A 12,766-nucleotide genomic window follows, 5' to 3' on the forward strand; every position below is an offset into this window, starting at 1 on the left:
GGCCTGGTCCCGGCCATCGAAGGCGAACAAATCCCGCTACGCACCTCTTCGTTTGTCTATACCCGCCGCGAGCCGCTGGGTGTAGTCGCCGGGATCGGCGCCTGGAACTACCCGATCCAGATCGCCCTGTGGAAGTCCGCCCCAGCCCTGGCGGCCGGCAACGCGATGATCTTCAAACCGAGCGAAGTCACGTCGTTGACTACCCTGAAGCTGGCCGAGATCTACACCGAAGCCGGTGTTCCGGACGGCGTGTTCAACGTGCTGACCGGAAGTGGCCGTGAAGTGGGCACCTGGCTGACCGAACACCCGCGTATCGAAAAGATTTCGTTCACCGGTGGCACCGACACCGGCAAGAAAGTCATGGCCAGCGCGTCGAGCTCGTCGCTCAAAGACGTGACCATGGAGCTGGGCGGCAAGTCGCCGCTGATCATTTTCGACGACGCCGATCTAGACCGCGCAGCCGACATCGCGATGATGGCCAACTTCTACAGTTCCGGTCAGGTGTGCACCAACGGTACTCGGGTGTTCGTACCGAGCGCGTTGAAAGCCGCCTTCGAAGCCAAAATCGTCGAGCGCGTCAAGCGCATCCGCGTCGGCAGCCCGCAGGATGAAAACACCAACTTCGGCCCGCTGGTGAGCTTCGCCCACATGGAAAGCGTGCTGGGCTACATCGCCAAAGGCAAAGAAGAAGGCGCTCGCCTGCTGTGCGGCGGCGAACGGTTGACTGAAGGTGAATTGGCCAAAGGCGCATTTGTTTCAGCCACCGTATTCACCGATTGCACCGACGAGATGACCATCGTCCGCGAAGAAATCTTTGGCCCGGTCATGAGCATCCTCAGCTACGACACCGAGGAAGAAGTGATCCGCCGCGCCAACGATACTGAATTCGGTCTGGCCGCAGGGGTCGTCACCAAAGACCTGAACCGCGCCCACCGCGTCATTCACCAGCTCGAAGCCGGTATCTGCTGGATCAATGCCTGGGGCGAGTCAGCCGCAGAAATGCCGGTCGGTGGCTACAAGCAGTCGGGCGTGGGTCGTGAAAACGGGATCAGCTCGCTGGCGCAGTACACCCGCATCAAGTCCGTACAAGTTGAACTGGGCGATTACGCGTCGGTGTTCTGACATCCCACTGGCTGCCTTCGCGAATACTTTCGCGAAGGCGGCACATCTGACACACCCCCGCCCATTAACAGAGGGTGCATTTAATGTCCCAAGCATTCGATTACATCATCATCGGGGCCGGTTCTGCCGGTAACACCCTGGCGGCCCGTCTGACCGAAGACCCCGGCGTCACCGTGCTGCTGCTCGAAGCAGGCGGACCGGACTATCGCTTCGACTTCCGTACCCAAATGCCTGCGGCGCTGGCCTTCCCGCTTCAGGGTCGCCGCTACAACTGGGCGTACGAAACCGATCCAGAACCGCACATGGACAACCGCCGTATGGAATGTGGTCGGGGCAAGGGCCTGGGCGGTTCTTCGCTGATCAACGGCATGTGCTACATCCGTGGCAACGCGATGGACTACGACGGCTGGTCGAAAACCCCAGGTCTGGAAGACTGGAGCTACCTCGACTGCCTGCCGTATTTCCGCAAGGCGGAAACCCGCGATATCGGCCCGAACGACTACCACGGTGGCGACGGCCCGGTCAGTGTGACCACGCCTAAAGCCGGTAACAACCCCCTGTTCCACGCCATGGTCGAAGCCGGTGTGCAAGCCGGTTACCCGCGTACCGACGACCTGAACGGTTATCAGCAGGAAGGTTTCGGCCCTATGGACCGCACCGTGACGCCCAATGGCCGTCGCGCCAGCACCGCTCGCGGTTACCTCGATCAAGCCAAAAAGCGCTCGACCCTGACCATCGTCACCCACGCCCTGACCGACCGGATTCTGTTCGACGGCAAGCGTGCAGTCGGCGTGTCTTACATGGTCGGCGACAGCGATACCCGTATCGAAGCCAAAGCGCGCAAAGAAGTGTTGCTGTGCAGCGGCGCCATCGGTTCGCCGCAGATTCTGCAGCGCTCCGGCGTCGGCCCGGCCGCACTGCTCGAGAGCCTGGACATCCCGGTGGTTCACGACCTGCCAGGTGTGGGCGAGAACCTCCAGGATCACCTGGAAATGTACCTGCAGTACGCCTGCACCCAGCCAGTTTCGCTGTACCCCTCACTGCTGTGGTGGAACCAGCCGGCCATTGGCGCAGAGTGGATGTTCCTCGGCACCGGCATCGGCGCCAGCAACCAGTTCGAAGCCGGCGGTTTCATTCGCTCGCGAGAAGAATTCGAGTGGCCGAACATTCAGTACCACTTCCTGCCGGTCGCGATTAACTACAACGGCAGCAACGGCGTGAAAGAACATGGCTTCCAGGCGCACGTCGGCTCCATGCGCTCGCCGAGCCGTGGTCGCGTGCAGCTGAAATCCAAAAATCCGCGCGAGTACCCGAGCATCCTTTTCAACTACATGGCCACCGAGCAGGACTGGCAAGAGTTCCGCGACGGCATCCGCCTGACCCGGGAAATCATGCAGCAGCCAGCGCTGGACCCGTACCGTGGCCGTGAAATCAGCCCGGGCATCGATGTGCAGACGGATGAGCAACTCGATCAGTTCGTGCGTGAACATGCCGAAACGGCGTTCCACCCCTCTTGCTCGTGCAAGATGGGCACCGACGAGCTGGCTGTGGTCGATGGAGATGGCCGTGTACATGGGGTGCAGGGGTTGCGTGTGGTGGACGCGTCGATCATGCCGCTGATCACCACCGGCAACCTCAACGCCCCCACGATCATGATCGCCGAAAAAATCGCCGACAAAATCCGTGGCCGGTCTCCCCTGCCCCGCAGCACGGCGGTCTACTATGTGGCCGGCGACAAGCCTGCACGCGGCAAACCGCTGCGTGAAGTGAGCCGTACGGCGCAGTAAGCCTGCCTGACGCGGTGTGTCCTGCACCCGCGTCAGACCCTTCACGCCCTGCCCAGCTGGCATCAATACCCGTACTTAGGGGGGAATCTCGACAGCGGCGGATGGGTTTTCGCCCACTCTTTGGCGTAGGCGTTGCCGGCCTCGATTTGTTCGGGGGTCATTTTGGCTGCGACCCTTGGCAGCACTTGCCCTCCGTATCCAGGCGATGACGGCCCTCTTCCGGGGTCTGCTTCTGCCATGAGCAACGTCAGGCCGTAGGCTTTTACCAGATCAAGCGGGTAGCCGACTTCGTCGGGCATATGAGCAGTCCACCCGGCGTAACTAGACATGGAGCCAAAGTGACCGGCCTCGGCTGCTTTTTCTGTCCAATAACTAGCACCTTTGAGATCTCCAAATTTTTGCAGTAAATCGGCATAGCTACTCATACCCGGCGCATAGCCACTTTCCGCCGAGGCCCGGTACCATTTCTCGATTTCCTTTTTCCGGTTGCCGGGGATCAGAAAAGTGCCAACACCTTCTTTATATAAAGAGCCGAGCCATTCCTGCGCATCAGGGAAGCCGGACTCCGCTGCTTTGACTAACCAATCAAAATGACCGGTTATCATGAAAAGTTGCTGCATGGCCTCACCATCCCCCTGAGCGGCTCTTTCTTTGGCCAGTGAGCGTGCGCTTTCCAGCCACTCTTGAGGTGTTTTTATATCTGGCGGACAATTCTCCATGATGTGACAAAGGTCATCACCTTTATCGGATAATCGCATCATTGAATAGATATCGCCTTTTTCAGCGGCGGCTTCGTACAGTTCCTGAGATCTCGGCGTTATAACTTTTTGGTTCCGCCTTAGAATTTCAGCCAAGTAATACTGTGACTCCGTGTCTCCAGCCTCGGCTGATATTTCAAGGAAGGGGCTTGCCTTTGCACTCTTGATCATATTTAAGAAAAATAGACCTTGGCTGCGCGCCTCTTCTTGCTCGGGTGTTAATTGAGCCCAAGCACTGTTACAGACGATAAATAGCGTGAAGATCGTCTTTGTGAAATCAACAAACATTCTATGCATGCAGTTGCCATCCATAGTAATGGGCGCTTAATTTTTGGAATGAAGCGCCCAGTGACTATTAATATCCGTACCTAGGCGGGAATCTCGACAGCGGCGGATGGGTTTTCGCCCACTCTTTGGCGTAGGCCTTGCCGGCCTCGATTTGTTCGGGGGTCATTTTGGCGGCGACCTTGGGCAGTACTTGCCCTCCGTAGCCCGGCGATGACGGCCCGCTGCCGGGATCTGCTTCTGCCATGAGCAACGTCAGGCCGTAGGCTTTTACCAGATCAAGCGGGTAACCGACTTTATCGGGCATATGTGCTGCCCAAGCGGCATAGTCGGACATGGCACCAAAGTCTCCGGCTTTGGCCGATTGCTCAATCCAATAAGCAAAACCTTGACGATCTCCGCGTGCATTCAGAAAGTCGGCGTAACGGTTCATACCGGGTGGATAGCCGCCTTTCGCCGAAGCCTTGTACCATTTTTCAATTTCCTTTTCCCGACTACCGGGGATCAGGAAAGTGCCAAACCCTTCTCGGTATATACCCCCGAGCCTGTATTGAGCTCTTGGAAAGCCGGACTCTGCTGCTTGGGTTAGCCAGTCGAATTTACCGGTCAGCAAAAAAAGCTGATACATCGCTTCGGTGTTGCCTTGACTCACCCGTTCCTTAGCCAGTTCACGAGCGGTTTCCGACCACTGCTGAGGTGTTTTTATATCAGGCGGGCAGCTTTCCATGATGTGACAGAGGTCATCACCTTTATCGGCCAATCGCATCATTGAGTAGATATCGCCTTTTTCCGCGGCAGCTTCGTACAGCGCTTGCGCCTCGGCGGTAATATGTTTTTTTCGGAGCCGTATAAGTTCTGCTAGATAATACTGGGCTTCCCCATCACCGGCCTTGGCGGCTATTTCCAAATAAGGCTTCGCGGTAAACCCCCTCATCATATTGTATGAGAATATGCCTTTAGCCCGCGCCTCCTCTTGCTCTGGTGTTAATTCAGCCCAAGCGCTGTTACAGACGATAAATAGCGTGAAAATCGTCTTTGTGAAATCAACAAACATTTTATGCATACAGTTGCCATCCATAGTAATGGGCGATTCATTTTTTAAATGAAGCGCCCAGCGACTATTAATATCCGTACCTAGGTGGAAATCTTGACAGCGGCGGATGGGTTTTCGCCCACTCTTTGGCGTAGGCCTTGCCGGCTTCGATTTGTTCGGGGGTCATTTTGGCGGCGACCTTGGGCAGTACTTGCCCTCCGTAGCCCGGCGATGACGGCCCACTGCCGGGATCCGCTTCCGCCATGAGCAGTGTTAGCCCATAGGCTTTTACCAGATTAAGCGGATAGCCGACTTCGTCGGGCATATGTGCCGCCCAAGCCGCATAGTCGGACATGGCACCAAAGTCTCCGGATTTGGCCGATTGCTCAATCCAGTAAGCAAACCCTTGACGATCTCCGCGTGCATTCAGAAAGTCGGCGTAACTGTTCATACCGGGTGGATAGCCGCCTTCCGCCGAGGCCTTGTACCATTTCTCGATTTCCTTTTTCCGGTTACCGGGGATCAGGAAAGTGCCAAAGCCATCTTCGTATATCCCTCCGAGCCTGTATTGAGCCCTTGGAAAGCCGGACTCTGCTGCCTGGGTTAGCCAGTCGAATTTACCGGTCAGTAAAAAAAGTTGGTACATCGCTTCGGTGTCGCCTTGACTCACCCGTTCCTTAGCCAGTTCACGAGCGGTTTCCGACCACTGCTGAGGTGTTTTTATATCAGGCGGACAATTCTCCATGATGTGACAAAGGTCATCACCTTTATCGGCCAACCGCATCATGGCGTAGATATCGCCTTTTTCGGCGGCGGCTTCGTACAGCGCTTGCGCCTCGGGACTGATATGTTTTTTCCGAAGTCGAATAAGTTCTGCCAGATAATACTGAGATTCACCATCTCCAGCGTTTGCGGCTATTTCAAGAAAAGGTTTAGACGTATAGCCATCATCCATATTGTAAAGAAAGACGCCCTTAATTCGTGCCTTCTCTTGCTCGGCTGTCAATTGAGCCCAGGCGCAATGACTGAACAGCAACAGCAGTCCGGTTATTTTCACTGCGACAATCAATATTTTGGCCATGGTGCCAGCTCCGTCCCTGCATCTGGGTCCCAGCATTTTGTCATTGATGCAAAATCACAGGCAGTGTCCATCGCCTCGCCCAATCGATGCCTCGCTTTTCTATAACGTTCCTGCATGCTTCTATCTTGTTGTCGCTCACCAGCATTTGCCGCCATGAAATTACTCATTCGGTATACATTTTCACAATAAGTAAAGCGGGGATAATCCGGCTTATTAAAAGATGAAAAACGCAGCACTGCTTTGCCGAACCGTTCTTGTGCCGAGGCCAGGCTTTCGTAGGTGGTTTTATTGTCTGAGCCTGCCGTGGCATTCTCATAGATGGAACTCAAAATGATTTCGATCGCTTGTTGCTGAACTAGATGTGCCGCTCGAACGTTGTATTCTTCCTTGTGCTCTCCTTCAATTACAGCAAAGGCTTTTGGCGTACTCATTAAAGTGGCAAGCAGTGACCCCAACCCCTCTGGCGTCAAGCTGGAATACCATTTTTTAAAATCGACGTTTTTTATGTTTAGGACAACATCCCGCGCCATCGGCCCTGCCCGCCCCCCGGCCTTTATCGCGTCATACACCCGACTCACAACGTTATACCCCCTCAAAAATGCCCACTGCACATCCACGCCCAGCGCGCTAAGCAGTTGCAGTTTGCTGAAGTAGGCGAAGGCCTCCGGTTGTACCCAGACCATTTTCTTATAGTTGTTTTCAACCAGGGCTTTATTGAAGATGTCCAGTATCTGGATAATCGCCTTGTAGCCCACGATGAAGTTGAAGGCGCCTTGCACGCCGGGGCCGGCAATGATGGCGGCGTTCATGCGCAGGATCACGTAGCCGTTTTGCAGGGACAGGTTAAGCCCGGCCTTGGTGCCGACACCCAATGCGGCGGAGGCGTCGATGCCCAGGGTGGCGAGTTCCAACCAACCGTCATTATCGACGCGCTTCTTGAATGTCGGGTGGCTCAGGGTCAGCAGGTCGTCGGGCGGAGTCCAGAGCAGCGAGCCATTGATTTTGACCCCACCTTGTACGCCAGCGAACAGGTTGAACTGTCCGCCGAGGAGGTCGTCGTGGCGGATGTAGGGTCTCAGGCCGGTTTCTGCGCGGCTGAGGCGGCGCTCCGCGTCGCGGCCGGTGTCGATACCCAGGTCGTCGTTTTCCTGTTTGTTCGGCCCCACGCGCAGGTTGGCGCTGAGCATCATTGAGGCGCCGGCGAAGCCCCAGGCCTTGATGCTGCCGGTCAGGCAAACCTTTCCGAACTTGACAATACCGTCTGCTACTTTCTGGCCCTGGTCGTCGTTCTCGTTCTTGTAGCTCAGCGTCATGTCTTCCGCGTCAGCCCGCCCAGGCAACTCAAACGAGGCCACCTCAATTTCGCCTTGCGCCAGATTGACATCCATTGTCACGTTGGCCGACGCGCCAAGGCCCTTTTTCAGGCTGACGCTGGGGGCGAGGACTTGGCTGGCGAGTTGCACGCTGCTTGGGGCCGGGGTCAAGCAGCGGATCAAGCGCGCTTGCGGGCTGTTATCGAACAAGCGCAACGGGCCGAGGGTGCTTTGCTTGAACAGCATCTGGCGCAGGTCTTCGCCCCACGCGTCGAAGGTGGCATCGTCGCGCAGGTTCTCGATGTAGATCTGCTCGTTCTTGATGTAGCGCTTGAACGTTTCAGGCTGGAAGAAGCCGTTGCGGTCGAACCAAGCGTCCTGGATTTCAATGGGCCGAGCGTCATTCATTTTCAGCCAGGAGGTGAACAGGTCCGGGTCGGCACTCGTATTGCCCGCCGTCACTTTGAAGGTCGGGTCTTTGGCTTGGGCCAGTGCTTTGTTCAGGTCTTCCTTGAGCAGGTCACGGGCGCGTTGGTTGAGGTGGTTGAGCACGTCGGTGAGGCTCAAGTGGCGCAGGCGTGTGCGCTCGGTAGGCACGCTGATTTCTCGCAACGGAAAGTGGGTACGCACCAGCCGTTGTTGCGGTTGTGGCGCGAAGGTCTCGGGGTTCCAGAGCAGATGACGCAGGGGTTTGGAATGTTTGACGAACTCTTCGGCCTTTGTCTTCAGCGCCTGCTCCTGGGCTTCGAGTGCCTGCCACTGCACGGCTTCCGTGGAGAACAGGCTGCTCGGAGGCTGTTGTTTGGCAACATTGACCCAATTGTCGAATGATTTTTCGACGTGTTGATCCAGGGCTGCTTTTTGCCTGAGCAAGGCGTGGTACTTCTCGTACGCCTCAAACCCTTGCTGAATATCCCCGCTGTCGCCTTGCAGGGCGTACTCGGGCAAGGCCAGGCCGTAGGCGGCGGCTTCGAGAAGGGTTTTTGTGAATTCGGAATAGTGAAATTGCTTTCTATGTGTCAACAGCCACTGCTCGGCATCCAAACGTAGCGGCGCGTTTCGGTTGTAGGTGTATTTCAGATCGGCTTTTAGCGTGTCGTATTCCTTTTGAAACTCAGCTATTTGCTCCTGACTAAAGTGCGGCTTACCAAGATCCACCAGAATCTGGCGCTGTTTGAGGTAGCGCTGGATGATCTCGCGAGCTTTCATCGCCTCGGCACTGTACAGATGACCGTCTTCAAAACTGTAGCCGCGTTCGCGGGCGATTTTATGGCCCTTGGCATCGAGTGCAGCGTGTTGCTGACGCAATGGCTGATAAGCACGCTGCCGTTCACCTACGTACTTGCGCTGTTCGCCCGACATGTTCGGCGTGTTATCGATATTCAGGCCGTTCTGCGCTTTGGCCTCTGCTTGTGTGCGTTCAATCTCGCCCCTGATCGTCGACAGCTCATGCTCGATTTCCAGATACCGCTGACTGTCCTGAGCATCGAGAAAGCTGCTGGTTTTGGGTTCAAGAAAGGGCTCCAGCAGGCCCGCGTCATTCAGGGCGTTGATGCGTGAGTCGGGATCGGTGGTCAGCAGCTTTTTTTGCAGACCATCGGCAGCGGCGACCAGCGTGTTGAGGGTGTGTTCGCGCAACAGCCAGAAGCGCTCCTGGCCGACTTCGTAAATAACGTCGGCGTAATGGGTGTCTCGCGTGCACGGCTGCTCGCCGCAGAAATTGACGGTGCAGTGTTCCGGCGGCGCGGCAACGGGATCGAGGTGCAACACCTCCAGGGCGCGGGGGTCTGGTGCGGGCGGCGGGCTGTCCGCCACGGGTGCGTCGGCGGTGTCCGGCACGTTCAGTGTCCAACCCGTGCGGATGTAGTTCGGGTTGTTTATAAAGGGATTGAGGCGCCGTAATTCGTCGACACTGCTGTTCAATCGCTGCGCGAGACCGCTAAGGGTGTCGTCTTCCTGGACGGTATAAATGTGAGTGGTCATGGCTGTAATCCCTGTAGTAGCTGCTCGACCCGACGGTGTGGCCGCTCGCGCGAGGTAAGGATCGGGAGCAGGTCTTCGCGCTCGCGCACGTCGCCGTGGGTGAGCAGCGCAGACAGCTGCAACAGGTCACGGTCGATGCCGATGCCGTGCTTCACGAAGAAGTTGAGGTTGGTGACTACGCGGGGCAGTTCGCGGTCTGGCACCTGGGCAAAGTGCAGCGGGTTCTGCCGTAACCAGTGCAGCCAGCGGATGTCCTTGTAGGTCGAGTACAGGGTCTCCGGGAAAGCGAGGGGATATTCGCAGGGCCCTGCGGCGGGTGTTTCGGCTTTCCAGGCATGCCACTGGCGTGATGCGGGATTAACGCCAGGAACCGGGGTGTAGACCTCACTCCACGGCCCGAACAGGCAGGCGTGTTGCCGGGTGTTTTCCATTGCCAGCGCGGCCCAGATAGCGGGGTCGTGGATCGACAATACATTCGGCGGGGTCATGCTCAATAATGTTCGGGCATGCGCCAGTGCCTGCGCCGGGTCAGTGCAGGTCAAAGCCATGCCGGCGGGGCGTTGATGACACACCTCCGCCAGCCCGTCGACGCACGCTGCGTTGACCACAAACCAGGAGGGCCCTTGGGCCATGCGCGCCTGAAACGGCGTGCCGAACCACAGCTGGTCAACGTTGTACTGCGCGCCTTGCTGCATCAGTACCGTCCATGCGGCAGGCGCGTGGGCGGCTTCGATAAGGAACGCTATCTTCTGCCCCTGTTCCAGACGAGGCCCGTTCAGGGTGGGACGGTCAAGAAACCGGATGATCGCGTCAGACATAAGCCGTCCTTTGATAGGTCTGCCAGAAAGGGCGAAACATGCCGTGGATGACGAACGGGTTCAATGCGGGGGGATACGAAGGAGACGTTTCCGGTGTGGTTTGAGGATGAGTCCTACATCGACGACGAGAGGGTGGGTAGCGTCTGCAGCATTTGCTGCCAGTCTGGACTTTATAGGCGCGCCGCTACGACGCTCAACAGATGACCGTAATGGCCCCTGCACCTGACCGCACTTGATCCTGACCTGTGCGCAGGCCTAATCTATTGCCACGCAAACGATCAACCCCTGCTTCAATCGACGCGCCAGCCCTGACTGGCCACGAGGCTTTTTCTATGTTTGATGTAGTGTCTTCGAGCTTATGGCCCACGGGCTATATGATCAACCCAAACGCTGAACCCCTCGATCCGAAATGGCTGCAAGCCTTCAGCAAGATTCCCGCCGCCGCAGTCAGCGACTGCCTGGGCCGCAATGTCGGCGGTCTGGGGCTCAAAGCATTCCATGGCAATACCCCGATGCTCGGCAGCGCCCTGACCGTGCGCGTTCGCCCTGGCGATAACCTGATGATCCTCAAAGCCATGCAAATGGCCCGTCCCGGCGATGTGCTGGTCATCGACGGCAGCGCCGACCTGACCCGTGCAGTGTTCGGCGGCATCATGCGCGCAATGGCACTCAAGGCCGGCATCGTCGGCGTGGTCATCAACGGCGCCCTGCGCGACCTCGATGAGTGGCAGACCGGCGAGCTTCCGGCTTATGCCATCGGCGGCGTACACCGTGGCCCGAGTACCGACGGTGGCGGCGAAATCAACGTACCGATTTCCTGCGCTGGCATGCTGGTCATGCCCGGCGACTTGATGATTGGCGACGGTGACGGCGTAGTCGCCGCAGCCCGCAGTGAACTGGCCGAACTGCTGGTGCGCTGCCACGACCTGCTAGCGCGTGAAAAAGCCACGTTGGAAGCGATCGAAGCTGGCACGCTGGACAAGGACCGCTTCGACGCGATCCTGCGCAGCAAGGGTTGCCCGGTTTAAAACTGTTCAGGCTGAACCTGTAACCCTGTCAGTTATTTTGCGACCGCGATGCGGTCGATCGCGGGCAAGCGCTCCTACATCGGCGATGCCCGCAAAAAGGAGCCTCTCTGCATGTTCGATTTCTCCGCTCAGCTCAAGCAGCGGTTTGCCGCCTTGCAGAGTCGCGCCGAATTTTTCTCGCTGCGTTACGTCCAGCAAACCAGCCAACACCTGTCGGTACGCAAAAACGTCGCCGAGCCCCCGCACCTGAGCCGTGACGAAGGCGCGATGTTGACGGTGCGGATCAACGGCGTCGAAGCCTACGCCGCGACTAACGATGTCTCGCAACGGGGGCTACAGACCGCGTTGGAAAAAGCCGAGCAACACGCTCTGCATCTTGCACCCCACGCCCTCCTGGATCTGCGCGACCAGCCGGTGTCCAGCAGCCGCGCCGATTATCTTTCGCCCAACCTCAGTGACGCCTTCCCATCACTGAGTGAGTGCTACCAATTGCTGGGCGCAGAGTCCGCCGCCGTGCCCGCCGACAAACGTCTGGTGAGCTGGCAGGTCAGCCTTGGCCTGGAGAACGTCGAGCAGATTTATCTAAACAGCGCCGGTGCCGAGATTCGTCAGGCCCAGCGTTACGTCTACCCGGGAATGAGCGTCACCGCTTACGACGGCCAGGACAGCCAGACCCGCAGCCTCGGCCGCGACAACTTTGGCCAGCAAGGCGGCGCCGAAGTCATCGCCAACTGTGGGCTGATTGGCGCGGCAGCACAGGTCGCCGATCAGGCCTTGCAACTGATCATGGCCCCCAATACCCCGTCGGGACCGCGCGACCTGCTGCTGACGCCGGACCAGATGATTCTGCAAATCCACGAATCCATCGGCCATCCGCTGGAGCTGGACCGCATTCTCGGCGACGAGCGTAATTACGCGGGCACCAGCTTCGTCAAAGCCAGTGACTTCGGCAGTCTGCAATACGGCTCCGAACTGCTTAACGTGACCTTCAACCCGGACATACCCGAACAGCTCGCCAGCTACGCGTATGACGACGACGGCACGCCAGCGAACAAAGAGTTTCTGATCCGCGAAGGCTTGCTGATTCGACCACTGGGCGGCGCGTTGTCGCAATACCGCTCCGGCATGGAAGGGGTCGCCAACAGCCGCGCATGCAGCTGGAACCGCCCGCCCATCGACCGCATGGCCAATCTGAATATCGAGCCCGGCGACCAGTCGCTCGCACAACTGATCGGTGGCATCGAGCACGGCATCCTGATGTCGACCAACCGCTCCTGGTCGATTGATGACGCACGCAATAAATTCCAGTTCGGGTGCGAATGGGGTCAATTGATCGAAAACGGCGAACTCAAAGGCGTGGTCAAAAACCCGAACTACCGGGCCATTTCCGCGCACTTCTGGCGCAACCTCAGCGCTGTTGGCGATGCCAGTACCTTTGAGGTCCTTGGCACGCCCAACTGCGGCAAAGGCGAACCTAATCAGGTGGTCCGCGTCGGCCATGCTTCACCCGCCTGTGTATTTTCCCGGGTCGATGTTTTCGGAGGGGATGCGTGATGGC

General features: G+C 57.8%; 9 protein-coding genes. 4 read left to right on the forward strand and 5 right to left on the reverse strand.

Annotated features, from left to right (window positions below):
- Together betB and betA are read left to right on the forward strand one after the other, a co-directional pair.
- Window positions 1–1,122 (forward strand): betaine-aldehyde dehydrogenase (gene betB / locus K0F75_RS23975; RefSeq protein WP_219064452.1); only part of this gene is annotated, 1,122 nt, incomplete at its 5' end.
- Between the two features lie 83 nt (window positions 1,123–1,205).
- Window positions 1,206–2,909, forward strand: coding sequence for a choline dehydrogenase (gene betA / locus K0F75_RS23980; protein ID WP_219064453.1), 1,704 nt, complete (start codon window positions 1,206–1,208; stop codon window positions 2,907–2,909).
- A gap of 62 nt (window positions 2,910–2,971) precedes the next feature.
- Here the strand turns inward: betA and K0F75_RS23985 are convergent, their stop codons facing one another.
- Genes K0F75_RS23985 through K0F75_RS24005 form a run of 5 tightly spaced genes read right to left on the reverse strand, consistent with a single transcriptional unit; the run spans window position 2,972 to window position 10,180 of the window.
- Window positions 2,972–3,964: a tetratricopeptide repeat protein gene (locus K0F75_RS23985; protein ID WP_219064454.1), complete on the reverse strand. Its 993-nt coding sequence runs from the start codon at window positions 3,962–3,964 to the stop codon at window positions 2,972–2,974.
- Between the two features lie 58 nt (window positions 3,965–4,022).
- Window positions 4,023–5,015: a tetratricopeptide repeat protein gene (locus tag K0F75_RS23990; RefSeq protein WP_257604476.1), complete on the reverse strand. Its 993-nt coding sequence runs from the start codon at window positions 5,013–5,015 to the stop codon at window positions 4,023–4,025.
- Window positions 5,016–5,073: 58 nt separating this feature from the next.
- The gene (locus K0F75_RS23995) at window positions 5,074–6,066 is read right to left on the reverse strand and encodes a tetratricopeptide repeat protein (protein WP_219064455.1); all 993 of its coding nucleotides are present in this window, start codon (window positions 6,064–6,066) and stop codon (window positions 5,074–5,076) included.
- Window positions 6,051–9,362, reverse strand: coding sequence for a LysM domain-containing protein (locus tag K0F75_RS24000; RefSeq protein WP_219064456.1), 3,312 nt, complete (start codon window positions 9,360–9,362; stop codon window positions 6,051–6,053). The genes K0F75_RS23995 and K0F75_RS24000 overlap by 16 nt, the downstream gene beginning before the upstream one ends.
- Window positions 9,359–10,180: a hypothetical protein gene (locus K0F75_RS24005; protein WP_219064457.1), complete on the reverse strand. Its 822-nt coding sequence runs from the start codon at window positions 10,178–10,180 to the stop codon at window positions 9,359–9,361. The genes K0F75_RS24000 and K0F75_RS24005 overlap by 4 nt, the downstream gene beginning before the upstream one ends.
- A gap of 374 nt (window positions 10,181–10,554) precedes the next feature.
- Here K0F75_RS24005 and K0F75_RS24010 point away from each other — a divergent pair, with 374 nt between their 5' ends.
- Window positions 10,555–11,208 carry an RraA family protein gene (locus K0F75_RS24010; RefSeq protein WP_306823071.1) on the forward strand — a complete coding sequence of 218 codons (654 nt, stop codon included), beginning with the start codon at window positions 10,555–10,557 and terminating at the stop codon, window positions 11,206–11,208.
- A gap of 111 nt (window positions 11,209–11,319) precedes the next feature.
- Complete coding sequence (locus K0F75_RS24015) at window positions 11,320–12,762, forward strand: TldD/PmbA family protein (protein WP_219064459.1); 1,443 nt, start codon at window positions 11,320–11,322, stop codon at window positions 12,760–12,762.
- Window positions 12,763–12,766: the final 4 nt, after the last annotated feature.

It is taken from the genome of Pseudomonas sp. UMAB-08 (assembly GCF_900095225.1).
Taxonomy (GTDB): Bacteria; Pseudomonadota; Gammaproteobacteria; order Pseudomonadales; family Pseudomonadaceae; genus Aquipseudomonas.

Bases quoted from the DNA above. Each gene is read 5' to 3' on its own strand.
- betA (WP_219064453.1), top strand. From the start codon at position 1,206: ATGTCCCAAGCATTCGATTACATCATCATCGGGGCCGGTTCTGCCGGT.
- K0F75_RS23985 (WP_219064454.1), bottom strand. From the start codon at position 3,964: ATGCATAGAATGTTTGTTGATTTCACAAAGACGATCTTCACGCTATTT.
- K0F75_RS23990 (WP_257604476.1), bottom strand. From the start codon at position 5,015: ATGCATAAAATGTTTGTTGATTTCACAAAGACGATTTTCACGCTATTT.
- K0F75_RS23995 (WP_219064455.1), bottom strand. From the start codon at position 6,066: ATGGCCAAAATATTGATTGTCGCAGTGAAAATAACCGGACTGCTGTTG.
- K0F75_RS24000 (WP_219064456.1), bottom strand. From the start codon at position 9,362: ATGACCACTCACATTTATACCGTCCAGGAAGACGACACCCTTAGCGGT.
- K0F75_RS24005 (WP_219064457.1), bottom strand. From the start codon at position 10,180: ATGTCTGACGCGATCATCCGGTTTCTTGACCGTCCCACCCTGAACGGG.
- K0F75_RS24010 (WP_306823071.1), top strand. From the start codon at position 10,555: ATGATCAACCCAAACGCTGAACCCCTCGATCCGAAATGGCTGCAAGCC.
- K0F75_RS24015 (WP_219064459.1), top strand. From the start codon at position 11,320: ATGTTCGATTTCTCCGCTCAGCTCAAGCAGCGGTTTGCCGCCTTGCAG.